The following is a 25,604-nucleotide window of genomic DNA, read 5'->3' on the forward strand; positions in this document are numbered from 1 at the left end:
CCGGCCGAGGTCGGTGGCACGAGTGGAGAAAGGATCTGGGTATGGATAACGGCGAGTTCGATCCCGCGGCCGGGGTCTCGGTGTCCGAGGCCGTCGAGGCAGACGTAGCGATCATCGGCGCGGGGATGCTGGGCCTGTTCAACGCCCTCCAGTTCGCTAAGCGCGGCCTCCGCGTGGTGATCGTCGACAACCTGACCGACCGAAAAGAGAGCTACAAGGTCGGCGAGTCGATGCTGCTGTTCACCAACGCCTTCCTGCGGACGATCGGCGGCGTGGAGCCGTTTCTGCCGCAGTGCTTCCCCAAGCGGGGCGTGTGGATGACGCACGGCACGGAGGGCGCGCAGAGCTTCGAGGGGGCGTCCGAGTGGGGGGCGCAGGCCGATTTCCATCCGCCTCACTATCTCTACGACAAGCTGTGCGGCGACAAGTGGTCGAGGTGCATGTTCCTCGACATGCAGATGGTCCGCCCCGAGCTGGAGCGCTTCATGGGCGACCAGGTGCGGACTCACCCCAAGATCACGCTCTACGACACCGCGAAGGTCCGCGACGTGCTGCTCGACGAGGGCGACGGGCCGCACACGGTCGTCTGGTCGTCCAGCCGGGACGGAAAGCCGTCGAGCGCGCGTGTCCGCTGGGTGCTGGATTGCTCGGGCCGAAATCGATTCCTGGCCAAGAAGATGAAGCACGCGGTCGACATGGAGGACGGTTTCCAGACGACGGCCGCGTGGGGCCAGTTCAGCGGCGTGACCGACGCGCTGTTCGGCGAGCGCTGGGTATTCAACGACGAGGATGGCGACAAGAGCTCGCGTGATTACTTCACGGTGCACATGTGGGGAGAGGGGTACTGGATCTGGGTCATCCGGCTCGGCGGCGACCGCATCAGCATCGGGGTCACGTGGGACCAGCGCCTGCCGCCACCAGGCTCCTCGCTGCGGGAGAAGTTCTGGAACGTCATGCGCCGTCACCCGGTGCTGGACGGACTCATCTCCGAGGACACCCTGCTCGAGTTTCGCAGCTACCGCGACGTGCAACACCTGACCGACACCTTCGTGAGCGAGCGGCGCTACGGCATGGTCGGCGACGCCGCGTCCATCATCGACGCCTACTACAGCCAGGGGATCTCGCTGGCGATGGTGACCTCCTGGCACATCGCCAACATCGTCGAACGCGACCTGCGCGAGCATCGCCTCGATCAGGCCTATATCGATCGGGTGAACGACGCCACGGTGCAAGATTGGCAGATCATGCGAAACATGGTGCGAGAGAAGTACTCGCCGGCCATCGCGGACAGCCGCTTCTTCGCGCTCTCCCACCTCCTCGATTTCGTGGTCCTGTTCGCCTCGGGCCCGGTGCGCGCCGACCTGGTGCGCTGGCTCATCGACACCGAGGGCGACACGTCGAGGGAGACGCCGGAGCTCCGAGCGATCCGGGACCGGCTCGAGCGGTGCCTGTATTTCTCGCAGACCACGGCCTGGCGCTGGCTGTCCCCCGAGCGCGTGCAGGCGATCCAGCGGGCCCTTCAATCCGCCATCGCGGAGCGGGCGCGGTTCCGGCTCGATCATGGGATCGGCGGGCCCACCCTCAAGACCATCGTCGGCTTCACGAAGCCCTTGCCGCCCCTCTGGCGCCTGCCGCTGCTGAAGGCGGGCAAGGTCGTCACCCTCTCGGCGCTCGACGTGGTGAAGTCGGGCGGGGCATCGTGGATCCAGCGTCTGCCGATCTCCTTCGAGGGGCGGCTGCGCTGGGTGATCCGCCTGCGGCACCAGGCGGCCGTGGGGCTCTTCGCCGCCCTGTACGCCTACGATTGGGCAGAGACAGCCCTCCACAAGCTCCGCGCGCCCCGGCCCAGGGTCCGCGCCGATGCGGCGGCCGAATAGCGCCCGGCGTCGCGGTCACCACCGCTTTGCGGCTCGAGGACAGCGGGCGCCCCCGCTGGACCGCGCTCACTCGGGCCGGCGCGCGCGGAACTTGAACGCGCGGCCCGGCTCCGCCTCGACCGCGATATCGACGAAGCCGACGGCCGCGAGGCGCCGCGGCAGCGCGGCCGGGTCGACCAGCACCATCGTGTCGAACAGGTGCAGCAGGCGGAAGCCCGCGCTCGTCATGCTGTCGGCGCCGGCGAACGTGCCGCCCGGACGGAGCACGCGCAGCGCCTCGGCGAACAGGCGGTCCTGCAGCGCCAGCGACGGCACGTGGTGCAGCATCGTGAAGCACGCCACCGCGCTGAAGCTGCCGGCCGCGAACGGCATCGACGTACCGTCGCCGTGGACCACCCGCACGCGCTCGCCGAGCCGCCGCGTCAGGCGCTCGGCCAGCGCCGGGTCGATCTCGATCGCAGTCAGCGACTGCACGCGCCCCGCGAGCACGCGAGTCGTCGCCCCGTAGCCGGGGCCGATCTCCAGCGCAGCGTCGCCGAGGTCGACGCCGGCCAGGGCCCACGGCAAGAACTTGCGCTCGACTGCGGCGGCCCAGGTGTCCGAGGCGCACAGCCACTGGTGAACACGATTCATCGGCATGCGCGAACGCTAGACCTCGCGCCGCCTGTCCGCCATGCGCTACTCTGACAAACGATGTCGCGAACGAGACAAGCCGCGTTCGGCCTGCCCCCGGGGGTCGGCGCCATCGCGGTGGGCAGCTTCGAGATGGCCTCGGCGATGCGGTTCGACTGGCACCGGCACCCGATGCACCAGCTCGCGTGGGCGGCCAGCGGCGTGCTGGCGGTCAGCGTCGGCGCCGCCACGTGGGTGCTGCCGCCGCCGCGCGCCCTGTGGATCCCCGCCGGCATCGTCCACGCGGTCGAGGCCTCGCGGCCGGCCACCATGCGCAGCGTCTACGTGCGCAAGCGGGGCTGCGAGATCGGCTGGACCGCGCCCACCGTGGTGGCAGCCACCCCGCTGGTGCGCGAGCTGATCGGCATGCTCGCCGAGCCCGGCGGCAGCAAGCGCGCGCGCGGGCACGCCGAGCGGCTGCTGCTCGAGCTGCTGCGACCGCTCGAGACCACGCCGGTCGCCCTCGGCATGCCGGTCGATCCGCGGGCCCGTCGGGTCGCCGACGCCCTGCTCGCCGACCCCGCCGACGCGCGCACCCTGGCCCAGCTCGGCCGGGCCGCCGGCGCCAGCGCGCGCACCCTGGCCCGCCTGTTCCTCGCCGAGACCGGCGCGTCGTTCGGCCAGTGGCGCACCCACCTGCGCCTGCGCGCCGCGCTGGGGCACCTCGCCGCCGGCACCCCCGTCGCGGTGGTCGCCGAGCAGGTCGGCTACGCCGGCGCCAGCGCGTTCGTGGCCGCGTTCCGCCGCCACCTCGGGGTCGCGCCCGGGGCGTACTTCGCCGGCTGCTAACATGTCCCCGGGGACATCTTGTAAATCGGAGCAGAACTCAGGCTCGTCGAATCATGATATGTCCTATGAGACATATCATCACCTGAAGCGAAGCCAGGCTCGGTGGTCAGCGACATGTCTCCGAGGACATGTGCATCTCACGTAGCTCGGACGTCAGTCGGCGGCTCCTGCCAACGTCCGCGTCATCGCCTCGAGCGCAAGCAGCTGAAGGTTCGTCGGCGCCGCCAGCAGGACGCGCGGGCGGCGAGCGGGCGGGAGGGCGAGCGTGAGCTCGAGCAGGTACCCGGGCCGCCGCCGCATCGCGCCGAACCGCAGCCCCCGGACCAGCGCCTCGGGCGAATGCGCCGCGCCGGCGACGTATCGCCGGCCGTCGACGAAGCGCTCGCGGTGCCGCGTCCACCACTGCAGCACCGCCATCGGATCGGCGCGCGGCAGGTCGTCCTCGGGGCGATGCTCGAGCGCATCATCGTCCTCGCGCGGCAGGTCCATGTGCGCCGCGGCGAGGTCGACGCCGGTCACCGCCGAGAAGACCTCCCCCGCCAGCGGACCCGCGACCGGATCCTCGAGCCATTCGAGCGCCGCCTCGACGACCTCGGGCGTGCCGTGGAAGCCGAGCGCCCACAACGCGGCCGGGCGTCGCTTGCGATCGGCCAGCGCCGCCTCGATCGCCGCGATGTCACCATCCTCTCCGCCCAGCGCCAGCAGCAGCATCGCCGCGCCGCCGTCGACCTCGTGCATGCGCTCGCGCGCGCGCGCCCACGCGGGCGCGAGGCCCAGGCGCACCCCGGCGTCGATGGCCGCGTCGAGCACCGACGGCTCCAGCTCCTGCAGGCCCGCGGTCACCGCCCGCACGAAGCGCCCCGGATCGGGCTCGTTCGCCACCGCCCGCAGCGCCATCGCCCGCGTCGCCGCGTCGTCGCTGGCCAGCAGCAGACCCAGAGTGTCGCCGAGCGGCTCGTGATGCAGCGCCAGCACCTCGGCCGCGGCCGCCACCACAGTGTCGTCGTGATCGGCCAGCAGCTCGCGCAGACGCGGTCGCAGCCGTCGCAGCTCGACGCACGCGAGCGCCCGCACCAGCGGCGCGCGCTGCCGCGGGCGCGCGCGCTGCACCTCGGCGATCGCCGCGAGCGCCTCGTCGCAGCGCGGACCCTGCAGCAGCGCCAGCGCGGCCGCGCTGACCCGGCTCGGCTCGTCGCCGGCCAGCGCCGGCAACAGCAGCCGCTCGGCCACCCGCGCCCCGCCGACCACCAGCCCCTCGAGGTGCGCGAACAGCCGCTCCTCGGGCCCCTCGGCCACCTCGTCGAGCGTGTAGTCCGGCGCGACGAGGCTGTGCTGCCACACCCCCCACAAAAACTCCGCCTCGTCGAGGTGCTCCTCGACGACGTCCCACAGCGGCTCGACCTCGACGCGACGCATGGCCTCAGTTGATCTGGACCGAGCCGCCCTTGATCCGGTTCGTCCCGCGCGCGTGCGTCTCGACGTACGCGCCGCGGATGACGAGCTTGCCGTCCTTCTTGAGCGAGATCGAAGCCTCTCCGCAGCGCAGCTCGAGCTCCTCCTCGCCGGTCACGACCACGCGCTTGCCCGCGACCCGTGATCTTCGCCGCGGCGCCGCGTCCTGCACCAGCCCGACGATCAGCGGCCGCTCCGGGTCACCGCCCTCGAACAACAAGGCCGCGGGCGTGCGCGCGGCCGCGGCCCTGCGCAGCGCGGCCCGATCGAGCGCGACGAGCAGGCGCGCCGGCACCGGCCCGGCCGGGTTGCCGGGGTAATCGACGATGCAGCCGCGCCCCTGCTCGAAGGCGACGATGGTCCCGACGATCGCGGCCGGCAGCACCGGCGCCGGCGGGACCAGCTGGACGACTGCCGAGGAGGCGGACTTGCGCGCGGCCATCGTGAACTCCTGCTCTGCTCAATTGAGCTTGATCATGGCGCCCCGCACCGTGATCCGGCCGCTCGCCTGGACGTCGAGCTTGCCGGCCTGGATGGACAGTTCGCCGGTCTTCTTGACGACGATCGTCGCGCCGCCGCACTGGAAGGTCAGCTTGTCGGCCACCACCACGCTCGCCTGCTTGCCGACCGAGACGTTGAGGTTCTGCCCGGCCGTGACGTTGACGTGACGACCGGCCCCGAGCGCGAGGTTGTGCCCCGCGCTCGCGGTGATGTTCTCGGCCGCCTGCACCGACTTGCCGCCGCCGACCTGCTCCGAGCTGTCGCCGCCGACGGCCACGCTCTTGCCCAGGCCGACCTGCTCTGCCTTCGCCAGGCCCACGGTCTCGTTCATCGCCCCGCCGACGCTGACCTGATAGCCCGCGCCGATCGTCAATGCGCTGGCGAGCGTCACCATCTCGGACCGGGTCGCGCCGATCACCGTCGACTGGTGAGCGCCGACCGCCAGCGACATGTTGCCCCCGATCGTCTCGGTGTGGTCGTTGCCGACCTGGATCGTCCTGTCGTGGCCGACCGAATCGCCGTGATCGCGGCCGACCGCCTCGCTGCGATCGTTGCCGATCTTCAGTGAAGCGTCGTGCCCGATCTGCTCCCCGTGGTCGTGCTCGACGATCACGTTCCAGTCGCGCTGCCCGTGGATGTAGATCTCCTCGCGGCCCTTCGCGTCCTCGAAGCGCAGCTCGTTCGACCCCCCGCCGCCCGGCGTCGACTCCGTCTTGAGCGTGCTGCGGGTCTTGTCGGCCGGCAGCGGATACGGCGGCGCGTTGAGCCCCGTGTACACGCTGCCGGTGACGAGCGGGCGGTCCGGGTCGCCCTCGAGGAATTCGACGATCACCTCGTGCCCGACCCGCGGGATGAACAGCGCCCCGAAGCCATTGCCGGCCCACGCCTGGCCGACGCGGACCCAGCACGAGCTCTGCTCGTCGCGCGAGCCCTGGCGGTCCCAGTGGAATTGCACCTTCACCCGCCCGTGCTCATCGACGTGGACCTCCTCGCCGGGCGGGCCGACCACCGTCGCAGTCTGCGCGCCGCGGACCTGCGGGTGCGGCGTCCGTCGCGGCGCGCGGTACGGCAATTTTTTATCAGCGCCCTCGAACTCGTTCGAATAGTGAAAGGTGTCGAACGCGCCCTCGTCGAGCGCCTGCGGCTGCTCGCCGCGATGCGTCACGCGCACGACCCGATAGTCGCCCTCGAGGTGGCCGCGGATCGGGTCCGACAGCGTGAACGCGAAGCCGGGCACCAGGCGCGGGCTGTCGCTGGTGCCGACCCCGCGCCGGCGACCGGCCTGCAGCGCCTCGAGCCGCAGGCGCGCCTGCTGCCCGCCGTGGTGCGGCGCGCCCTTGCCCGGCTCCTGATACCCGCCCGGGTAATCGTAGACCTCGCGCTCACCGTCGCCCTCGCTCGCCTCCATCAACCGATCGGGCTGGTGCAGGTTGCGATCGCGCAGCGAGACCCGCTGCGGCCGCAGGCCCTCGCTCAGGCGAAACGTCTTGAGGTGCTCCTGCTCGGCCTCCGAGTTGAAGCTCAGGGTCGGCTCGCCCTCGATCGGGTCGCTGGCGTCGCCGCGGTCCGTCATCACCAGCACGTGCCGCGTCTCGCTGTGCTCGTGATAATAGAAGATCCCCGCGTCCTCCATCAGCCGGCTGATGAACTCGAGGTCGCTCTCGCGGTACTGCACGCAATAGTCGCGCGGCGCGTACGCGGCCTGAAGATCGAGACGGAAGTCGGAGCGCGGGATGCCGGCCGCCTCGAGCACCTTCGTCAGGATTTGCGGCGTCGACTGCTTCTGGAAGATCCGGCAATCATGGCGCTGCTGCAGGCGCCAGATCGCCGGCGTCAGCGTCAGCTCGTACAGCGTGTAGCTCGAGCTCTCGCCGATGTAGCCCGCCTCGCACACGAGCCCGTGCACGTGGCGCGTGGCGTGCAGCCCCTCGATCGTCAGCACCGCAGGCTTGCCGACCAGCTCGTCGAGCGAGATCGTGGCCGCGGCGAGCTCGATGCGGAACTCGAACAGCGCCGAGATCGCCTCGCGGCCGGTGAAACGGACGACGCGCAGCTCCTCGCCGCAACCCTCGACGGCGAACGTGAACAGCGCGCGATTGCCGAGGAGCGCCGGCAGGCCATCGGAGGACACGGCCGAGAACGTGACATGGATCGCCATGACGGCAAGCCCGCCGCGGCCGCGCGCTCGGGCTCGCCAGCCCGCGGGCAGGGCGGGCCCCACGCATGATTCGTCGCGATGGGGGCGAGCGGATGCACAATGAGGCCTCCCGACTGCGGTTGCGCGAGTTGCTCTCCTCGCGCCCGCGCGCCGCGTCCGCCTGCGCCGCGGCCTCCTGGTGCGACGCCGACGAATCCTCGCGCCGGGCCTCGTGCCGAGCGCCGCTCCATGTGCCAGGACAAGCGGTGACCACCGCATGAGTGTGCATATTCGAGCGCGCGCGGGCCGACCGGAGGCAGCATGACCGTCCTCCACAATTGGACGCCCTTCGCGGCCCAGGCGAGCCCATCCGTGGACCGCGACGGACGCGATGTTTTGGTCGTCTGCGTCGCCGGCACCTTCGTCATGGACGAGGCCACGCGCGTCGCTCACGAGCAGGTCGCCCCGCCGACCGAAGACGTCTATTGGGGGGAGCCCGGAGCCTCGAGCCTGCGGATCGCCGGCCAGACCACGTATGATCGCCCCGGCACGGACATCTACCTCGAGGGGTTCGCCTGGACCCCGGGTGGGCGACCCGCCGAGCGTTCACGCGTCGAGGTCTGCGTCGGCCCGTGCCGGGTGACTGCGACGATCACCGGCGAGCGCGTGTGGACCCGCGGGCTCGCCGGGCTGCGTCCGTCGGCCCCGCGACCATTCACGCAATTGCCGCTGCGCTTCGAATACAGCGCCGGCGGCCCCGACGATCCGCGCAATCCGGTCGGCCGCGGCTACCGCTCGGCGCAGGCGGCCGAGGGCCAGCCGCTCCCGGCGATCGAGGCCGAGGATTCTCCGTGCGAGCGCTGGGAGGATCGCCCCCCGCCCGTCGGGTTCGGCCCTGTCGCCCCTCAATGGCAGCCCCGATTGGGTCTCGCCGGCACCTACGATTCGCAATGGAGGGAGCAGCGCGCCCCGCTGTGGCCGGCCGATCTCGACCCGCGCTTCTTCAACGCCGCCGCCCCCGGCCTGGTGGCCACGCCCGGCCTCGTCGGCGACGAAGCCGTACGCCTCGAGGGCGTGAGCCCCGACGGGCCGCTCGCGTTTCGCCTGCCCCGCCTCCGCCTGCGCGCCACCCTGCAGCGCCGGCGCGGCCGTCAGGCCCGGGCCATGGCCCTCGACGCGGTCGCCCTGGCCACGGAGACCCGCCGCTTCACCCTGTACTGGCGGACCTCCTTCGCCATCGCGGACGACTGGCTCGAGCTCGAGGGCGTCCACGTCCGCGCCCTCGAATCATGGGAGGCCCCATGAACGCGCCGGGGCTCGCATTGATGCGCGTCGGCCTGGGCACGCCGCTCGGCCTGACTGCGCCGACGACCCTCGCCGCAGCGCGCGCGGGCATCGTGCGCTTCGCCGAGACGACCCACGAGGACCGCCACGGCGAGCCGCTCCGCGCCTCGCGGCTGACGCGGCTCGACCCCGCGTGCGAGCGGAGCCGGCGGATCGCCGCGCTCGCCGGCTGGGCAGTGCAGGACTGCCTCGCCACCCTGTCGTCGCAGTCGCCGCTGCCGCTCTACTTCGCCGCGCCCGCCGCCAGCGACGCGCCGGTGGACGAGGCCGCCATCCTCGAGGCGCTGCGGATCGAGGCCCCCGTGCCGCTCGAGCTGCGCGAGGTCGTGCGAGGCGGTCGGGCCGGCATGTTCCAGCTCCTGGCCGCAGTCGCCCGCGACGCCCCGCCCCTCGCCCTGGTGCTCGCGGCCGACAGCCTGTGCGACGCGATCACGCTGCAGAAGCTCGGCGAGCGCGACCGGGTGCTCGGCTCGCGCCGCGACGGCCTCATCCCTGGCGAGGCCGCCGGGGCGCTGCTCCTCGCGCGCGACCCGGCCCCGACCGGCGAGCGCCCGCTGGCGCGAATCACAGCATGCACTTTGGGACAGGTCGGTCGCGGCCCCGAGCGCGTGGGGGCGCTCGCCGACGGCCTCGGCGACGTGTTCGCCCGGCTCGCCCGCCAGCCCCTCGTCGGCGACGAGCGGCCGCGCTGCGTCGCCAGCTGCCAGACCGGCGAGGTGTTCGAGGCGCGCGCCTTCAGCTACGCCGCCCTGCGCCAGGCCCCGCTGATGCCCGAGCCGCTGGTCCACCTGCGGGCCTGCGACAGCTTCGGCGACACCGGGGCCGCCGCGCCCGCCCTCGCCCTCGCCCTCGCCCTGCACCGCCTGCGCGCGCACCCCGGCCGCGCCCTGCTGTACGCCAGCGGCGAGGACGGAGCCCTCGGCGCCTGCGTCCTCGACGTCGCCGCCACCGACCCCGGAGCGACATCATGACGCGCACCTTCGCCAACGGCCGCACCATCGTCCACCAGCGCGACGGCCTCGTCGACGTCGCCGGCCCGCCCGACGTGTGCAAGACCCCGACGCCCGCGGGCCCCGCCCCGGTGCCCTACGTCAACGTCGCGCGGACGATCGACCTCGCCCAGGGCTCGCGGCGGACCCGCATCGACGGCGCCCCGATCGCGCACGCCGGCTCGAACATCTTCATGAGCACCGGCGACGAGCCCGGCACCGCCGGCGGCGGCGTCATCTCGAGCCGGATCCGCGGCAAGCTGCGGTGGCAGTCGTCCAGCCTCGACGTCCGCGTCGAGGGCAAGGGCGTGGCCCGCTTCAACGACGCGGTCGCCCACAACGGCAACACCTTCAACACCGCGTTCATCCAGGCCGGCAGCACCGGCTGGGCCTACGGCGACGACTCCACCTGGCCGTGCCCGATCTGCTTGCTCGGTCCCGCCTCCCACCGCGTCCACGAGACCCCGGACAGCTCGCAACTCGCGCAGCAACTCCTCGTCGAGCTCCGGCAGGCCCACAGCGACTACGTGCAGAACCAGCCGAACGTGGCCGCAGCGCTCGCTCAAGCCCAGGCCGAGGAAGCGCAGGCCAGGCAGGCGAAGCAGAATTTCGAGGCCTCGCTGGCAACCCCGAGCAGCTCGTCCCAGGCCGACCCGTTCGCCGATCCGCCGGGAGCAGGATCGTCGGGCGACGGGCAGTCGGGCGGTCAAGCGCCGCTCACGAAGGAGCAGAAGAAGCAGCAGAAGCAACAGCTGAAGCAGCTGAAAGCTCAGTTGAAGCAGTACGACGATCGCATCAAGGCCGCCCTCGCCAAGCAGCGTGACATCGGCGCGGAGAACAACAAGACGGCGGTGCAGAAGAAGACGGGGAACGGCGGGTACATGATCGGCGTCATGATCTGCAAGTGCAACGAGATCTTCGCCGCGATGTCGGGGCAGACGATCCCCGGCTTCAAGGCGGTCGTCGAGCGACAGGGATGGACAGCGTGCGAAGAAACGCCGACGGTGGACGATTACGCCGCCGCGAACCCGATGATCGGCGTCGTCAATCGATGGGCCTTGCAGCGCCGCTGGAACGACGCCCAACGCCGCAACGACAAGGGCCAGGCCTTCTACAATCCGCCGGGAAAGTGCGCCGCCTCGAAGCTGGTGACGCGCAAGGACAAGCACATCCCCAAGGCCATGACCGAGTTGTTCTTCGCCCCGACCCCGCCTCACGAGCTCCGACTCCGCTACCGCCGTTATCAAAACGACGGCTGGGACCCGTGGCGGGTCGCGCAGCTCCACCTGTCGTTCGGGCGGGTCGACCCGCTGGCGCTCGAGGAGTCCTTCCCGCACGGGGTCACCGTGCCCTCCTGCCTCTCGTGCCAGTCCCTGGTGCCCCTGACCCTCTGCCTTCATCAGTGGCGGAAATGTCCCTCCGGGAAGCAACCGCAAACGCCGGCGACCACGTCCGAAACGCAACCCCTCCTGCAACCGGACCCGCCGCCCGCAGCGAACGGGGCGGGTTCATCCTCGACCTCGTGACGCGCGACACGAACGCGATCGACCCCGCCTCCTGAGCTGGTGCCCCCATGTCGTTCTCCGCGATCTTCGCCTTCCTCACCGCCCGCGTGCCCGACCTGCCCGCCCAGATCCGCGGCGCCACCTCCGACGACATCGACAGGCTCGCCGAGCTGTGCCCGCGGCCGCTGCCGCGCGCATACCTCGAGTTCCTGCGGGCGATGGGCGGCTCGACCGGCAGCTTCTCGGCGCTGCCCATCGCCGACTGCCGCGCCTCCGAGCTGTGGCCGCATCTCCGGTCCACACCGCCCGCGTATCCGACCGACCGCTATTTCAAGATCGGCCTCGACCTCGGCATCGGCCGCGACATCTGCGAGGACTGGTTCCTCGATCTGCAGCGCGGCGATCCGGACGACCCCCCCGTCGTCAAATTCGAGGACGAGGGCGACCCCGACGCATTTCACGAGGCACGGGCCCACGTCGTCGCGCGCGCGTGGACGGCCCTGCTGCAGCGGCACGCGTTCCTGTTCGGCGCGGTGGGCAGGCGTTCGTTCCGGCAGGAGGAGGTCGTCGACCCCGCGAACCCGCGGTGCATCGACGAGGCCGCGGCGATCTGCGAGCGGCTCGGCCTGGCGCCCGCCCTGCCGTCGCAGCCGGGCCTGCACACCCTCGAGCGCGCCGACCTGTCGGTGCTGCTCGAGGTGCCGCCGAACATGCTGCGGCTCGAGATCGCGGTCGGCGCCGACACTGCTCGCGTCGGGCAACACTTCCTCGAGATCCTCCGCGACAACCTCGACGCGGCAGGTGATGCGTGAGCGCGATCGGAGACACTCTGGCGAATCGATTCGAGCTGCGCGCGCGGCTCGGCAGCGGCGGGCTCGGCGAGGTGTTCGCCGCCCACGACCGACAGACCCGCCGCGAGGTCGTCGTCAAGGTCCTCGACGTCGCGCCGATCGCCGCCGACAAACTGACTCGCCTGGCGACCCTGCTCCGCACCGCGACCAGCGTGGACCATCCCGCGGTCGCGCTGCCGCGGATCCAGATCGGCACGTCCGAGAGCCCGCCGTTCCTCGCCGGCGAACGGATCGCCGGCGAGGACCTCGCCGAGCTGCGACGCCGCGCGGGCCCCCTCTCGTGGCAGCGCGCGCTCGCCATCGTCCACGCCTGCACGGACGCCCTGTCCGCCCTCGCCGCGGCCACCGGCGCTGCCCATCGCGCCCTCAAGCCCGGCAACATCCGCGTCACTGCCGACGACGAGGTCCGGGTCCTCGACTTCGGCATCGCCGAGCTCGGCGTGCAACCGGTGCCCGCCGACGAGCACGGCGTGGTCGCCGAGTACCGCGCCCCGGAGCAGCTCGCCGGCGCCCCCGGCGATCCGAGCTCGGACGTGTTCACTCTCGGCGTGCTGCTGTTCGAGCTGACGACCGGCGTGCATCCATTCACCGGCCCGACCGCCTTCAAAGCCGCGCGCGCGGTCACGTCCCAGCGCGCAGCGCCCCGCCCCTCGGCGCTCGCCTCCGCGACGCCGCTGCCCTCGCAAGTCGAGGCGCTGATCGTCCGCGCCCTCGCGCCGCAGCCCTCGCAGCGGTTTCAAGATGCCGCCGAGCTGGCGCGTCACCTCGCGCTGATCCGCCGCTCACCCGGCCTGACGCCGCGGACCTCCGCCGCACCGTCGCCGCCGACCGCCGAAGACGACGAGCCGACGCAACACGGCGAACTCCCGGAGAGCGCCGAAGATCGCACGACGATCGTCAGCCTGCCATCCGCCTCGGGCCGAGGCTCGCCACCGCCGAACGTCGGTGCGAGCGAGACCCCAAAAACTGAGGTACCGGCGACGCATCAACGATCGGTGACGACGGCCTCCCCGAGCATCGACGCGCCCACGTCCGAACGACTCGAGGCCCCGACGCCGAATCGATCGCTCGCGCCGGAGGTCGATCATGCCGACACGCTCGAGGCCCCCGCCCCGAAGATCGATCATGCCCGCGCGGTTGAAGTCGAGCGAACCGAAATCCTGACGGCGAACCGCTCCACGGCGCCGGCAGCGATCGCCCGTCCCGACGCGCCCGCAGGCGAGCAGACCAAGGCGCTGCCGAGGAATCGACCCGCGACGCCCGAGGTCGTACGAATCGGCGCGACCGAGGTCGAGCGAACCGAGCCCCTTGCGACGAATCGACCCTCGATGTCGAAGCTGGTCGAGCGCGCCGACGCGACCCTCGCCGACCGTACCGAGGTCGGGCCGACAGCGACCACCACGCCGACGACGGACGATCCCGTCGACAAGACATTCGCCGATCGCATCGATCGTACGGAGGTCTTGCCGACCCGCGCGCAATCAGCGGACCCGACGCTCGTCCTGTCCGCAGCGGAGCCCTCTCCCCCGCGCCCAGTCCTCGCTCCACGTGAGCCGTCCCCGGCGATCGTGCGCAGCGACGACGACGACCGCACCGTCCTCATGGCGCGAGACCCCCGCCCCGCCGCAGTAGCGAATCGTCCAGTCCCCGCAGCCCCCGCCCCCGCCGCGGCACCTCCAGCCGCGCGCAGGTCCCAGCTGTTCTGGCCCGCGCTGTTCTGCCTGATCTCCCTGGCCCTCGCCTTCGTCGCCCTGCTGATCTTCCTGCGGTCGTAGCGATCGCCGCAGCCAGCGCGGTGACCGATCGCCTGCCCCAAAGGACAGGCCCATTCTCATTTTTAAACGAAAAGAAATCAGCGAGCGCAGCGGAACCCGAGGAACGTCTGTCCGGCATCCGCCGCGAAGCCGAGGCGGGAGCTCGTCGCGAGTTGATCTTCAGGATGCGAAAAATCGCCGCCGCGGGCCTCGCGGCCGAATGTCTCGTCCTTGAGGATCGCGCAGTCGCGACACATCGGACCCATCGTCCCGTGATAGTCCAGCACCCATTCTGCGACGTTGCCGGCGAGATCGGAGTGCCCCCATTTGCCGTCGCCCGCCGGCGTCGAGCCGACGGTCGGCAGCAGGCACGCGTCGACCGCAGTGTCGCAGCCGAAGTTCGCGCGCGAATCATCGGCCGGCTCGGAGCCCCACGGGAACTGTCGCTGCTCGTTACCGCCGGCGGCCGCGTAGTTCCACTCCGTCTCGGTCGGCAGCCGGCCCTCGTCCCACGCGCAGAACGCGAACGCCAGGTACCACGAGACGCAGTTGATCGGCGCCATCTCCTTGTCGCCCGGCGCGTCGGTCCACGTGCGGAAGTTCGGGTCGCACTGCAGCGACACCTGCAGGGCGGCCGCGTCCTCCGGCAGCATCGCGTCCCACTCCGCCTGCCAGCCGCTGCCGTCGATGCGCGGGTGAGCCCCCGCCCCCGGCACCGGCCGGTTGCGCGGGTAATCGGCGACGAACTGGCGGAACCGGCCGACAGTGACCTCGTAGCGGTCGAGCTCGAAGTTCGCCACCGTCGCCGGCAGGGCCGGGTCGTTCACGCGGTCGAACCCGCCGCCTGCGACCGCCCCGCTCGCGCAGCAATCGTCATCACCCGCCGCGCCGCAAGCCGGCTCCACCCCCTCGCAATGCGGCAACGCCAGCACGTTCGGCTCCACGTCGGGAAAGCACCCCGCCGACAGCGCGACCACGGCACAAGCGATTCGCTTGGTCATAATATTCTTTAAAACCTCCCCACGACGCCGAGCCCGCCCGCGCCTGGCGACAGCCACGGCGTCGCAGTCGCCGTCCGCGCGGCTCTCCGCTTGCCTGCCTTCGACCGCGCGATCTCCACGATCGCCACGGTCACCGCCGCCAGGCCCACTGTGCCGAGACCGATGAAGAGCCCGAGGTCGCGGTTCTTGCGCGCGTTGTCGGCCGCGAAGTCGTAACCTGGTTCGCAATAGGTCCCGCCCGGGACGTCCTGACAATGCGCCTTCAAGTCGGCGACCGCTGCCCGGTTGTCGACGAGGAAGTACACCGAAGCCCCCATCAGCCCCAGCCCCACCCCGCCGGTGGCCCACGCCCACGCCGGCACCTTGCCGCGCTTCTTGCGATCCTTCGCGTCGGCCGCCTCGACGTGCACCAGCGCCAGCTTCAAGGTCACTGTCTCGGTCTTGCCCTCGACGAGCTCGACCGATCGCCGCAGCGGCTGATGCCCCGGCGCGCTGGCCCCGATCTCGTGCTGCCCCGGATCGATCGGCACCGCCTCGCCCAGCTCGCTCTCCTGGACCGGCTGTCCGTCGCGCGTGATCACCACCTCGGCCGGCGCGTCCTCGACGACCACGCGCAGCCGCGGCAGCCGCGGCTCGAGCGCGGCGATCCCCTCACGCGCGAGCGCCTCCAGGCCCTTGCGCCGGCGCGCGTCCCGGGTCTCCTCATTGTGCTCGATCGCCGCCTGATAGGCCGCCCACGCCGACGCCAGCTTGCCCGCGCGCTCGTGGCATTTGGCCAGATTCAGCGCCGTGCCCGTCGACGGATACAGCGCCATGCTGTCGACGAATTTCGGGCAGCCGCCGGCGTCGTCGCCGGCCTCGACCCGGGCGCGGCCCTCCTTGAACAGCGCCTCGGCGGCCGCCTTGTCGCCGCTCGCAGGCGCGGCCGCAGCCGGGCCCACGTCCGCCAGGCAGAACACGCACGCGAAGGCCGCAGTCAGCCCGCGCCGCCGGATCGATTCACATCTGGTCGAGGAGATCATCGCTTCGTTTCGGACGCGAGGCGCCGCCCGTGCGCCGCGATTTATGGGTCGACTGCGCCGGCTTCGCCGCCGGCGCCGGCGCAGGTGGCTGCGGAGCGGACTGGGGCGGAGGATGCGGCGAATCGGCAGAGGCTGGTGCAGGCAATGGCGCCGGAGGCGCAGGCGCGACGTTCGTCGGTGCTGCGATTGGCTCCGCCGCCGGGGGCTGCGCGACCGGAGGCGAGACCCCCCAAACCAGGGCGGCCACCAGCCCGATCACCGACAATCCCCCGACCACGAATAATGCGACTCGCAGGCGAGACCCGGACCCTCCCCCGGAGGCCTCCGCCAGGGTCCCGCTCGCGGGCAGCGTCGGCAGGAATTCGGCCGCGCTGTGACTGCCGTCGGCGCCGGGTCGGCGGCTCGGCGCGCGCTCGCCCGCGGCCAGCAGGGCCGCCGATTCGCCCGCGCCCGGCAGGGCCGCGAACGCCTCGACCAGCTCCGTCGCGCTCTGGAACCGCTCCTCGAGCGGCCGGGCCAGGGCGCGCGCGAAGAAGCGATCGACCTCGGGGCCGAGGTCGGGCGCGACCTCCGAGGCGCGGGGGATCGGCGCAGTGCAGATCGACACGAACACGTCGCCGATCTCGCCGTCGCGGAACGGCAGCTTGCCGGTGAGGCAGCGAAACGCGATGACGCCGAGCGACCACAGGTCCGTGCGGAGATCGACCTGCGTGCTGCTGCGGACCTGCTCCGGGCTCATGTACCGCGGCGAGCCGAGCACCGCGTCGGCGTGGGTCGGCTGGTCGGCGTCGATGACACCCGTGGACTTGGCGATCCCGAAGTCCAGGATCTTCACCACCTCGTCGCCGGCTTGGCGCGCGAGAAAAACGTTGGCCGGCTTCATATCGCGATGGATGAGGCCGATCTCGTGCGCCCGGCGCAGCGCCTTGCCCACGTCCTCGACGATCCGCCGCGTCGCCGCCAGCGACAGCCGCCGCTCGCGCGCGAGCCGGGTCGCCAGGTCCTCGCCCTCGAGCAGCTCCATCACGATGTAGGGCGCGCCATCCTCGATCCCGTAGTCGTGGACCTGCACCGCGTGCGGGCTCTTCAGCATGGCCGCGGCCTTCGCCTCGCGCTCGAAGCGGGCCCGCAGCTCCGCCGAATCGGCGAGCTCCGGCGCCATGAACTTCAGCGCGACGTCGACATCGAGCTGAAGGTGACGGGCCACCCAGATGCTGCCCATCCCGCCCTGCGCCAATACGCGCCCCAGGCGGTAACGCCCCGCGACGATCGTGCCTGCTTCGTGCCCGGCCACGCGGCAAACGTACTGCTGGAGCCGGTGGGGTCGACCGGGCGCGGCGCACCGCCGGGCCCGATCGGCCTGTGAAGGCACGCTCGGGGCGGCGGAGCGGACGCGACAGCACCATGCGGCCCGCGGGCCGGTTCGCGCGCAATACCCGCCTCGCGGAGCCCTGGCCGCATTTCAGGCCCCGGCCGCCGGCCGCGTCGAGGTTTACCCCGATTCGCTACCGCCGGCGCCGCCGACCGATCCACCCCAGCAAGCTGCACAGCCCCATGGACATGACCCATGAGCCATGTCCTTTCGGACCGACGCTGCAGCCGAACATGCCCGCGTCGTCGCCCACGTCCGCGTCCCACGCCACGTACGGCGCCTCCGAGGCCAGCTGGCCCAGCGCCCGCGCATTGCCGGCCGCGTCGTGGGCGACCAGCGCGAAGTGATAGAACTGGTCGGGGTCGAGCCCCGTGATGAACACCGACGTCTGGTCGGGGGCGATGAAGTCGCTGCACACGCGGCTCCAGTCGAGCCGCTGCATCTGCGGGCTCACGCACAGCTCGCACGAATCGCTGCACAGGCCCTCGTCGGAGTTCTGGTCGCCCTCGTCGCACTCCTCGCCCGGATCGACGTGTCCGTCGCCGCAGATGCCGAGGCCGTCCTCGGCGACCTTCACCAGACTGTGCGGCTCTCCGCCGCACACGCTGTCGACCGTGTAGTAGCTCGTGCCGTCGGCCGCCTCGTCGCGCGCCGGCGCCGGGAACGACAGCTCCGGCCCGTATTGCCACTCCGTCTCGCACACCACGCGGAAGCCGGCGATGTCCTGCGAACCGGGCGAGCTCCAGCTGAGGAGCACCCCGCCCGCCCGCGGCTCGGCCCGCAGGTCGTACGGCAGCTCGTACGGCGGCTCGAAGTCGTAGCGCAGCGGCTCGCCCGCGACCTCGGCGTCGTACACGAATTCATCCTCCTGACAGCCCTCCGCCCCGTCGGCCTGCGGGTCGCACAGCCACACCCCGCCCTGGCCCTCGCCCTCGCAGCCGCGCGCCAGAGTCGTGTACGGCGACCCGACTTCGCGCTGGGTCGAGGCGACATAGCTGTTCAAAAAAGCCGGGTGGAACAGCGCCGAGAAGCCCTCCCGGAACACCGCCGCCGGCTCCGCGAGCAGCACGCTACACAGCCCGTTGCGCCCCTCCGCCGCCTCGCGCCCGGCGCAGCGGTTGCCGACGAACCCGAGGATCGTCCGCGCCGCCGTGCCCACTCCGCCGTCGGCCTGCAGCTCGGCCTGGATCGGCACCCCGCACTCGCAGCGGGCGCGGTTGACGAAGCGCTCGCGCTCGCCGTCGTCGAGCGTCCGCAGCGGTTCGCCCTGCTCGTCGAGGATCGAGTAGCGCACCCGCACTTCGAGCGATTCGTCGACCGCGAGCGCCTGGCCCGTCACTGCGAACACACCCGCACCGACGACCCACGCCACGGCCGAACGACGCACCCATCCACGAGGCTCTCGAAGCATGGCCGTCCAACCGGGCCGCTCCTGCGAGTATTCCCCGCCTCGATGCCGACCTCCGCACCGCTCCGCCCGGCGCCCTCGAGGTCCTTGCACGCGACACCGGCCGAGCTACGGCCGCGCGCCCGCGCCCCCTCCCCGCGGCCGTCCTCACCCGCGAATCACCGGACTGCGGCGATTGCTCGCGCCGCGAGCGACGAATCGCCGATCCGACGAATCCCCATACTCCCACATAAAGTCTCCCATGCCTTGCGGCGTACTGACCGCATACGACACGAGCCTGCGGAACTGCGCGTCAGCGGCGATGAGCGGCGATGACAGCGGCGATGCGCGCGAGCTCGGCGGTGCGGCCGGACTCGTCGAGCGAGGCGAGGCGCGAGACGTCGACGATGTCGACGCCCAGCGCCTCGTTGACGACGACCGCGAGCGCCCAGGACGATCGATGCAATTCCCGCTCGGGGGCGAAGTCTCGCCAGTGGCTGACGATACGCATGTAGGAGGCGTCGGCGAGCCACGGCAGCTCATCCGCGGTCAAGCGCAGGCGCATGAGCTCGGCGAACGGCTGGATCGTGGGGAGCTGCTGCGCCGGCACGGACGCCTGCCAGTAGCTCACGCCGCCCGGCTGCTGCCACTGCCGGGCGGTCATCTGGCGCAATCGTCGATCGCGTCGGTCAGGTCTCCGTCGGACCGCACCGCCCGCGACCGCTCGACGCGCTCGACGGTCGCGTGCCAGGTCAAGATCCGCAGGGACGTCTCGTCCTGGCCCAAAAGCCAGCCGACATGGGTCCTCGTCGTCGCCGCGCCCGCGCCGTCCGCGTCGACCGTCACGCGCGTCCAGACCGCGCCTGGCGGCCGCGGTGGCCATACCCGCGTGGCCGCACGCTCCAGCGCGGGGCCCGTCCACGTCCTCACGGAGGTCGCCGCGTCGGGCCGAGCGGTCGCCGCCTTGCCCACGCGGCCGCACGCCGACCGCGCGGACGCTCGCACGCCCGGATGTGGATGATCGACGAGTCGCGCGATCGCTGCGCTCGCCAGACCGCGTGCGTGGGCCTGCTCGATCGCCTCGACCAGCGCCGCGTGCGAACGCGTGGCCGGTGTAGCGACGATCTCGGCGAGGATCGCGTCCGCCGCGGGGGTCGGCGAGCGCCGCAGGATCGCCAGCGCCGCGGCCTCACCCTCGACGAGCGGCTCCGCGAGCAGCGCCTCGACGACCGGCAGCGCCGGATCGCCGCTCGCCTTGTCTGCGAGCTCGCGCGCGAGGTGCACGAGCAACGCGTCGATGTCGCCGGATCCGCCCCAGATCGGGGCACGCTTGCGTCCGAGTCGCCGGTCCGCCCCCGCCTGCCGGATGAGCGCGGCGAGACGCTGACCGCTGCGCGCAGCGTCTCGACCTGCGAGCTCCGCCACGAGCCGCGTCACGTCCGGATATTCTCGGCGATCGGCGTACCACGCCGCCAACGTGGCGAACGCCGCGCGCCCGGGGGCGTCGGGGCTCACGGGATGGGCCGCTGGCGCGGAGGGGAACGCGAGGGGAGCGATGCCTTCCGCGGCGGTCCCGCGATCACGGCAATCGGCCCCGGCTGCGGGAGCACTCGCCGCGGCCGTCGCATCGCCCATCGGTTCCGGCGCACCGACCCGCGCCGGCGAACCGGAGCAAGCGACGACGAGGAGCGCGACGAGGGGACGAGCGAGCACAGCGGGCACCCTAGCTTACACGCCTTCGCCGGCTCGGGGAGGCAGAAGGGCGAGACAGACCAGGTCCAGCGGCGCCTGGAGTTCGATCTATTCCCCGGACTGGTACAGCGATTGGACCCTCGCCCGGATGGACGACGGATGATCGTTCGTCGCCACGAGGAACTTCGACGCTGGCGGCGGCCATGGCCTCCGGGTGATCGGCGCGCCATCGATCGACGGAATCACCACACTCTCACTTTTTACGCGCCGGCGCCGACCGCATCGCGTACGCGATCCCGTGCTCGAGGCTGGGCAGCGTCTGCGCCCCGCCGAAGTCGGCCCCGAGATCGACGAGCATCCGCGCCACCTCCGGCTTGATGCCCGTCAGCACCAGCTCCGCGCCGAGCAGCCGCACCGCGCGGGTCACGTCGGCCAGCGCCCGCGCAGCCACCTCGTCGACCCGCGGCACCCCGGTGACGTCGAGCAGCACGAACGCGGCCCGCCGCGCCTGCACGCCCTCGAGGATCGCCTCGAGCAGGCGGCCGGCGCGGTCGGCGTCGACGTCGCCGACCAGCGGCACCGCCACCACGTGGCGGGCGATCGGCACCAGCGGGGTCGACAGCGCCAGCAGCGTCGCCCGCTGGGCCTCGATCACCTGCTGCTGCAGCCCCACGTGCTCGGCCGCCGCGACCTCGAGCGCGGCAGTCCGCTCGGCCACGCGGGCCTCGAGCTCGGCGTTGAGGCGCAGCACCGCCTCGCGGTCGCGCCGCTGCTCGGTGATGTTGCGGACCACCTTGATGAGTCCGTCCTCGCCGACCCGGATCACCCGCGCCTCGTACCACTCGGTCTCGCCGCCCATGTCGAGCGCGTACTCGAGGCGGGCCTTGCCTGCCGGGCCCGCCGCGATCGCGAACGTCGCCTCGAACTGCGCCCCGACCTCCGGCGGCAGCACGTCCTGCATGCGCTTGCCGAGGAAGAACTCCGGCCCCACGAACAGCGGCGTCGTCGGGCTGGCGAGAAAGTGCGTGATCGTGCCGTCGAGGCGCAGCTGGAAGAACAGGTCGGGCATCCCGCGGAAGATGATCTCGAGCGCCGCTGCCAGCTTCAGCCGCTCCTCGGTCGCGCGCTGCGCCTCGACGGCCTCGCGCTCGAGCCGGGCGACGCGGGCCCGGAGTTCGTCGTTCTCGGCGCGCAGACGGGCGGCGGTCGCGGTCTCTTCCATGGGTGTGGCGCGGACGATAGCCGAGCCGCGCGCGGGCACGTGCCCGCCGTTGCGGTCGACCGTTGCGCGAAGTCACCAGGCCGCCGCGCGGCCGCCCAGCCGGCGCCCCGCCCAGACCCGCCCGCGCGGGCTCGCCGGCCGACCATGAACGGCGGTTCACGCAGCCCCGCCGACGACACCCCACGAATGCCCCGTCTTGCTGTCATCATTCGCGGCGCCCGTCGCGAAACACGTATCATCGTAGTTCACGAATCGCGGCCCTGCCCGCGCGCGCGGGCGCGCCCGAATGTGAGCACTGGCCTGCGCGCAGAGGTCGTCATCGCCGGGCGCCGCCGCGCGGCAACGCCTCAGCATCTCGCCCACGGGAGCCGCGACCCTCGGCAAAACTCCCGGCCTCGCCGCGCGCCTCGCCGATCCCGCGCCGAAGCGCGTGATAGTGTCGCTTTCGTGCCCACCATGTCGACGATCCAGCGCACGCTGCTCTTGCCGGTGATGGTCGCGCTCGGCTGCCCGCAAGGCGGCGATGTCGCCACCCAGGGCGACCCGAGCACGACCGGCGACACGGCCGCGAGCACGGCCACCGGCACCGACGTCCCGACCACCGGCGCCAGCGGTCCCGGCCCCACCTCGAGCGGCACCGGCGCGACGGGTGATACCGGCGACACCGGCGACACCGGCGAGCCCCCCGGCGAGCCGTCCGGCAACGCGCTCGATCAGAACGCCCTTTTCACCTGCGACGACCGCCCGGCCCTGCCGCCCGCCGACCTGCGCCTGCTCGACCGCCAGGAGTGGACCCGCAGCGTCGGCACCTGGTCCGGCACCGACCTCGCCAACAACCCGCTGTACCCGCGGGCCGCCCACCGCTACTCGACCTACAGCGACGACGAGGCGCTCGACCCCAGCGTCCTCTCGCTCTACCTCGACGTCGTCGGCGGCTCGGGCACCTCGTGGACGGTCGGCAAATGGGACGTCGGCCGCGTGCGCACCGTGATCGAAGATCCCGAGTGTCAGTGCTTCCTCAGTGACGCCGCGCCCGCCCCCGAGTGCGTCGATTACTTCGTCCGCCGCTACCTCGAATTCGGCGCGGTCTATCGCCCGGTCGACGACGAACAATTCGCGGCCCTCCGCGAGTTCGCCCAGTCGGTGCTGGCGGCCGAGGCCGGGGTCGAGTCGCGGCCGGCGACGATCAAGCGGATCGCCGCCGCCGCGTGGATGACCGCGGGCGCGCTGCACCGGCCCGAGCTCGGCGAGGGCCAGCCCGACGAGCACGGCCGCCTGCGCCTCGGCGACTGGGAGCTGGCGCAGGCGATCGCCTACGCGCTGACGCGGTCCCCCGCCGGCGTCCCCAGCGTCAATCGCACCTACGAGGCCGGCTTCACCAAGGGCGACATCGACGGCGACCTCGGCGACCTCCTCGACGCCGCCGCCGACGGCACGATCAAGGACCCCGAGGTGGTCGCCACTCTGGTGCGCGCCCACTTCGGCGGCCTCGACGAGGAGCGCCGCGACCTCCTGTTCGAGCCGCACGACGGCCGCTGGTGGGAGAACCAGGGCGAGTATTGGATGGCCACCGGCGTGCGCGCCTTCTTCCGCGAATGGCTCGACTACGGCGGCCTCGCCGACAAGCCGGAGAAGGTCGAGGTCGCCAAGACCTCCGCGTGGATGGGCGGCGAGGTCGAGTTCAGCTACCAGAACACGGTCAGCGGCATCTACGGCTACGAGAACACCCTCGTCACCCAGCTCGACGACATGATCGCGCGCATCGTCGCCGGCGACCAGGACGTCTACGGCCAATTGCTGACCTCGCGGATGTTCTACACCCCGGGCACCGGCGGCTATCAGGAGGGCGAGAGCTCGATCTGGAAGTCGACCGCCGAGATGAACCGCGTCTACAACGTCCAGGGCGTCACCCCGACGACCCGCGAGGCCCGCTGGAAGCAGCTGCCGGAGGGCGAGCGCGCCGGCGTGCTCACCCACCCGGCGTGGCTCGGCGCGCACTCGCTGTCGTTCGAGAACGACCCCAACCTGGTCCACCGCGGCAAGTGGATCCGCGAGGAGCTCCTGTGCCAGAACATCCCGGACCTGCCGCTCAACGTCGCCGCCATGCTGACCGAGGCGTCGCGCGAGCAGTCGGCGCGCCAGCGGATCTCCGAGCAGATCGACGCCGACCCGTACTGCAACGGCTGCCATCAGATGATGAACCCGCTGGGCTATCCGTTCGAGATCTACAACCACGCCGGCTTCCTCCGCGTCGAGGATCACGGCGGCCCGCCGAACGGCTCCAGCGTGCTCGCCAACATGCCGGCGCCCGAGCTCGACGGCGCGGTCACCAGCGCCATCGACCTCAGCACCCGCCTCGCCGGCTCGAAGTACGCCAAGCGCTGCTTCATGCGCCAGGCCTTCCGCTTCTTCGCCGGCCGCGAGGAGACGATGCACGACGGCTGCACCCTGGTGGCCATGGAGACCGCTTACGACGAGAGCGGCGGCGCGTTCAGCGAGCTGCTGATCGCCTTGTTCAACAGCGACAGCTTCCAGTACCGCGTGCCCGAGTGAGCGGCGACGATCCGGAGACCCTGCCATGTTCACACGTCGTAACTTCCTCACCACCGCGGGTCTGCTGACCGGCGCCGGCCTGTTCGGCGGCGCCGCGCTGACCGGTCGGCGCAGCCGCGCGGCCGACGGCGATCCGCGCCGCGTCGTCATCTTCCTCGAGGGCAACGGCATCCGCCCCGCCTGCGTGCGCGACCCGCTGACGCTCGAGACGCTGCAGGGCTACGCCGACAAGCCGATCGAGAGCAACCGCGACTACGGCCACGACGACCCTGTCCTCGTCCCCGCGGCGCCGCTCAGCGAGGCGCGCTCGCTCGGCGCCCTGGCCGGCGTCGACGACGACATCTCTTTGGTCGAGCGCGCCTGCCTGGTGCTCGGATTGTCTGCGACCTACGTCGGCGGCGGCCACTCGACCGACCATGGGGCGCTCAGCGCCTCGCGGGCCGCAGGTGGGCCGGCCGGGCCGACCATCGAGACGGTGCTGTCGGCGATCCCCGAGGTCCGCGGCAACACCCCGTTCGACGCCATCCGGATCGGCGTCGGCGCGGCCACCACCCCGCTCAACTACGCCAGCTGTGCCTTCGACGCCGGCAAGCCGGCGCCGGTGTTGCTCAGCCCCGCGGCCTCGTTCGCCTCGCTGTTCGGCTCGGTCGCCTCCGGCCAGGCCGGCGAGGAGTTCGAGACGCGCAAGCAACTGCTGGAGTTCGCGCTCGAGGACGTGAGCCGCGAGCTCAAGACCTTCAGCGGCTCGAAGCGCGGCCGCGCCAAGCTCGAGACCTACGAGGCCTCGCTGCTGACCATGCTGGCGCGCAACGACCAGATCGTCGGGATGAAGGGCGCGCTGCAGGCCGTCAAGCCGCTCGGGCCCGGCGAGTCCGACCCCGATCCCTACGCCTCGGACGACCCGCTCGAGCAATTGCGCCTGCAGTCCGACATCGCCACCGCCTCGCTGCTGGCCGGCCTCACCAACGTCGCAGTCATCACGTTCGGCGCCGGCGCCTACTACTGGTCGCTGCAATACCCGAGCCTCGTCGACCTCTACCCCGGCCAGCAGGTGCTCGGCGGCCACGACCTCCGCCACGGCGAGAGCCCCGAGTTCCACGAGGTGCTGCACGAGGTCACCAGCCGCGGCGTCGCCGAGATGGCACGCATGGCCCGGACCCTGGCCGCGCACCCCGAGCAGGGCGGCACCATGCTCGACAACACCCTCCTGCTCTACATGTCCGACAACGGCGAGCAGCACCATTCGAACGCCGAGGAGTGGGCCATGCTGCTGCTCGGCGGCAACAACATGGGCTTCAAGACCGACGGCCGCAGCGTCACCTACCCGAAGAGCGGCCACGAGAACAATCGTCAGACGTCCAACCTGTTCAACTCGCTGCTCCACGGCGCCGGCGTGCCGACCGACGACTTCGGCCACAACGACCCGGACACCCGGATCGCCGAGGGCCCGCTCGCCGAGGTGTGGGGCTGACGCTCACGACCCG

General features: G+C 71.9%; 20 protein-coding genes. 9 read left to right on the top strand and 11 right to left on the bottom strand.

The annotated features are described in order from the left end of the window. The first annotated feature begins 41 nt into the window (after window positions 1–41). On the top strand, window positions 42–1,877 hold the full coding sequence (locus OV090_RS42255) for an FAD-dependent monooxygenase (RefSeq protein ID WP_267710561.1): 1,836 nt from the start codon (window positions 42–44) through the stop codon (window positions 1,875–1,877). A 66-nt stretch (window positions 1,878–1,943) separates the two neighbouring features. On the opposite strand, the gene OV090_RS42260 is transcribed toward OV090_RS42255, so the two are convergent. Next, window positions 1,944–2,516 (bottom strand): class I SAM-dependent methyltransferase, encoded by a 573-nt coding sequence (locus OV090_RS42260; protein WP_267710562.1) that lies wholly within the window; start codon window positions 2,514–2,516, stop codon window positions 1,944–1,946. A 54-nt stretch (window positions 2,517–2,570) separates the two neighbouring features. Here OV090_RS42260 and OV090_RS42265 point away from each other — a divergent pair, with 54 nt between their 5' ends. Then, on the top strand, window positions 2,571–3,338 hold the full coding sequence (locus OV090_RS42265) for a helix-turn-helix transcriptional regulator (RefSeq protein ID WP_267710563.1): 768 nt from the start codon (window positions 2,571–2,573) through the stop codon (window positions 3,336–3,338). A gap of 153 nt (window positions 3,339–3,491) precedes the next feature. Here the strand turns inward: OV090_RS42265 and OV090_RS42270 are convergent, their stop codons facing one another. Genes OV090_RS42270 through tssI form a run of 3 tightly spaced genes read right to left on the bottom strand, consistent with a single transcriptional unit; the run spans window position 3,492 to window position 7,449 of the window. Then, on the bottom strand, window positions 3,492–4,754 hold the full coding sequence (locus OV090_RS42270) for a TIGR02270 family protein (protein ID WP_267710564.1): 1,263 nt from the start codon (window positions 4,752–4,754) through the stop codon (window positions 3,492–3,494). Between the two features lie 4 nt (window positions 4,755–4,758). Further along, window positions 4,759–5,232, bottom strand: a complete 474-nt coding sequence (locus OV090_RS42275) for a DUF6484 domain-containing protein (protein ID WP_267710565.1) — start codon at window positions 5,230–5,232, stop codon at window positions 4,759–4,761. Between the two features lie 18 nt (window positions 5,233–5,250). Beyond that, window positions 5,251–7,449: a type VI secretion system tip protein TssI/VgrG gene (tssI, locus tag OV090_RS42280; protein ID WP_267710566.1), complete on the bottom strand. Its 2,199-nt coding sequence runs from the start codon at window positions 7,447–7,449 to the stop codon at window positions 5,251–5,253. A 300-nt stretch (window positions 7,450–7,749) separates the two neighbouring features. Between tssI and OV090_RS42285 the strand changes: the two genes are divergently transcribed. From OV090_RS42285 to OV090_RS42305, 5 genes are read left to right on the top strand one after another with little or no spacing between them, the layout of a single operon-like run. Further along, window positions 7,750–8,733 carry a DUF2169 domain-containing protein gene (locus OV090_RS42285; protein ID WP_267710567.1) on the top strand — a complete coding sequence of 328 codons (984 nt, stop codon included), beginning with the start codon at window positions 7,750–7,752 and terminating at the stop codon, window positions 8,731–8,733. Beyond that, complete coding sequence (locus tag OV090_RS42290) at window positions 8,730–9,743, top strand: 3-oxoacyl-ACP synthase (RefSeq protein ID WP_267710568.1); 1,014 nt, start codon at window positions 8,730–8,732, stop codon at window positions 9,741–9,743. Before OV090_RS42285 ends, OV090_RS42290 begins: the two co-directional genes overlap by 4 nt. Beyond that, window positions 9,740–11,287: a DUF4150 domain-containing protein gene (locus tag OV090_RS42295; protein WP_267710569.1), complete on the top strand. Its 1,548-nt coding sequence runs from the start codon at window positions 9,740–9,742 to the stop codon at window positions 11,285–11,287. Before OV090_RS42290 ends, OV090_RS42295 begins: the two co-directional genes overlap by 4 nt. Window positions 11,288–11,334: 47 nt before the next feature. Then, window positions 11,335–12,078, top strand: coding sequence for an SMI1/KNR4 family protein (locus OV090_RS42300; RefSeq protein WP_267710570.1), 744 nt, complete (start codon window positions 11,335–11,337; stop codon window positions 12,076–12,078). Further along, on the top strand, window positions 12,075–13,892 hold the full coding sequence (locus OV090_RS42305) for a serine/threonine protein kinase (RefSeq protein WP_267710571.1): 1,818 nt from the start codon (window positions 12,075–12,077) through the stop codon (window positions 13,890–13,892). Before OV090_RS42300 ends, OV090_RS42305 begins: the two co-directional genes overlap by 4 nt. A gap of 77 nt (window positions 13,893–13,969) precedes the next feature. On the opposite strand, the gene OV090_RS42310 is transcribed toward OV090_RS42305, so the two are convergent. From OV090_RS42310 to OV090_RS42340, 7 genes are all read right to left on the bottom strand, one after another. After that, entirely contained in the window at window positions 13,970–14,872 is a 903-nt protein-coding gene (locus OV090_RS42310) for an SUMF1/EgtB/PvdO family nonheme iron enzyme (protein ID WP_267710572.1), read from the bottom strand. Window positions 14,873–14,880: 8 nt separating this feature from the next. Beyond that, a complete protein-coding gene (locus tag OV090_RS42315; protein ID WP_267710573.1) occupies window positions 14,881–15,894 on the bottom strand; it encodes a hypothetical protein in 1,014 nt (337 codons plus the stop codon). Further along, on the bottom strand, window positions 15,872–17,188 hold the full coding sequence (locus OV090_RS42320; RefSeq protein WP_267710574.1) for a serine/threonine-protein kinase: 1,317 nt from the start codon (window positions 17,186–17,188) through the stop codon (window positions 15,872–15,874). The genes OV090_RS42315 and OV090_RS42320 overlap by 23 nt, the downstream gene beginning before the upstream one ends. A 211-nt stretch (window positions 17,189–17,399) precedes the next feature. After that, the gene (locus OV090_RS42325) at window positions 17,400–18,653 is read right to left on the bottom strand and encodes a hypothetical protein (protein ID WP_267710575.1); all 1,254 of its coding nucleotides are present in this window, start codon (window positions 18,651–18,653) and stop codon (window positions 17,400–17,402) included. 313 nt (window positions 18,654–18,966) lie between these two features. Next, window positions 18,967–19,317: a hypothetical protein gene (locus OV090_RS42330; protein ID WP_267710576.1), complete on the bottom strand. Its 351-nt coding sequence runs from the start codon at window positions 19,315–19,317 to the stop codon at window positions 18,967–18,969. Further along, window positions 19,314–20,168 carry a hypothetical protein gene (locus OV090_RS42335; protein ID WP_267710577.1) on the bottom strand — a complete coding sequence of 285 codons (855 nt, stop codon included), beginning with the start codon at window positions 20,166–20,168 and terminating at the stop codon, window positions 19,314–19,316. Before OV090_RS42335 ends, OV090_RS42330 begins: the two co-directional genes overlap by 4 nt. 430 nt (window positions 20,169–20,598) lie before the next feature. Then, the gene (locus tag OV090_RS42340; protein ID WP_267710578.1) at window positions 20,599–21,567 is read right to left on the bottom strand and encodes an STAS domain-containing protein; all 969 of its coding nucleotides are present in this window, start codon (window positions 21,565–21,567) and stop codon (window positions 20,599–20,601) included. A 456-nt stretch (window positions 21,568–22,023) separates the two neighbouring features. Between OV090_RS42340 and OV090_RS42345 the strand changes: the two genes are divergently transcribed. Both OV090_RS42345 and OV090_RS42350 read left to right on the top strand, forming a co-directional pair. Continuing rightward, window positions 22,024–24,120: a DUF1588 domain-containing protein gene (locus OV090_RS42345; protein WP_267710579.1), complete on the top strand. Its 2,097-nt coding sequence runs from the start codon at window positions 22,024–22,026 to the stop codon at window positions 24,118–24,120. 25 nt (window positions 24,121–24,145) lie between these two features. Further along, a complete protein-coding gene (locus OV090_RS42350) occupies window positions 24,146–25,591 on the top strand; it encodes a DUF1552 domain-containing protein (protein WP_267710580.1) in 1,446 nt (481 codons plus the stop codon). The last annotated feature ends 13 nt before the right edge of the window (window positions 25,592–25,604 follow it).

The organism is Nannocystis sp. RBIL2, assembly GCF_026626745.1.
GTDB lineage: Bacteria > Myxococcota_A > Polyangia > Nannocystales > Nannocystaceae > Nannocystis.

Excerpts from the sequence above, each read along its gene's own strand:
- OV090_RS42315 (WP_267710573.1), bottom strand. The coding sequence starts at position 15,894 with ATGATCTCCTCGACCAGATGTGAATCGATCCGGCGGCGCGGGCTGACT.
- OV090_RS42270 (WP_267710564.1), bottom strand. The coding sequence starts at position 4,754 with ATGCGTCGCGTCGAGGTCGAGCCGCTGTGGGACGTCGTCGAGGAGCAC.
- OV090_RS42330 (WP_267710576.1), bottom strand. The coding sequence starts at position 19,317 with ATGACCGCCCGGCAGTGGCAGCAGCCGGGCGGCGTGAGCTACTGGCAG.
- OV090_RS42300 (WP_267710570.1), top strand. The coding sequence starts at position 11,335 with ATGTCGTTCTCCGCGATCTTCGCCTTCCTCACCGCCCGCGTGCCCGAC.
- OV090_RS42310 (WP_267710572.1), bottom strand. The coding sequence starts at position 14,872 with ATGACCAAGCGAATCGCTTGTGCCGTGGTCGCGCTGTCGGCGGGGTGC.
- OV090_RS42260 (WP_267710562.1), bottom strand. The coding sequence starts at position 2,516 with ATGCCGATGAATCGTGTTCACCAGTGGCTGTGCGCCTCGGACACCTGG.
- OV090_RS42350 (WP_267710580.1), top strand. The coding sequence starts at position 24,146 with ATGTTCACACGTCGTAACTTCCTCACCACCGCGGGTCTGCTGACCGGC.
- OV090_RS42285 (WP_267710567.1), top strand. The coding sequence starts at position 7,750 with ATGACCGTCCTCCACAATTGGACGCCCTTCGCGGCCCAGGCGAGCCCA.
- OV090_RS42275 (WP_267710565.1), bottom strand. The coding sequence starts at position 5,232 with ATGGCCGCGCGCAAGTCCGCCTCCTCGGCAGTCGTCCAGCTGGTCCCG.
- OV090_RS42340 (WP_267710578.1), bottom strand. The coding sequence starts at position 21,567 with ATGGAAGAGACCGCGACCGCCGCCCGTCTGCGCGCCGAGAACGACGAA.
- OV090_RS42290 (WP_267710568.1), top strand. The coding sequence starts at position 8,730 with ATGAACGCGCCGGGGCTCGCATTGATGCGCGTCGGCCTGGGCACGCCG.
- OV090_RS42265 (WP_267710563.1), top strand. The coding sequence starts at position 2,571 with ATGTCGCGAACGAGACAAGCCGCGTTCGGCCTGCCCCCGGGGGTCGGC.
- tssI (WP_267710566.1), bottom strand. The coding sequence starts at position 7,449 with ATGGCGATCCATGTCACGTTCTCGGCCGTGTCCTCCGATGGCCTGCCG.
- OV090_RS42295 (WP_267710569.1), top strand. The coding sequence starts at position 9,740 with ATGACGCGCACCTTCGCCAACGGCCGCACCATCGTCCACCAGCGCGAC.
- OV090_RS42345 (WP_267710579.1), top strand. The coding sequence starts at position 22,024 with ATGTCGACGATCCAGCGCACGCTGCTCTTGCCGGTGATGGTCGCGCTC.
- OV090_RS42255 (WP_267710561.1), top strand. The coding sequence starts at position 42 with ATGGATAACGGCGAGTTCGATCCCGCGGCCGGGGTCTCGGTGTCCGAG.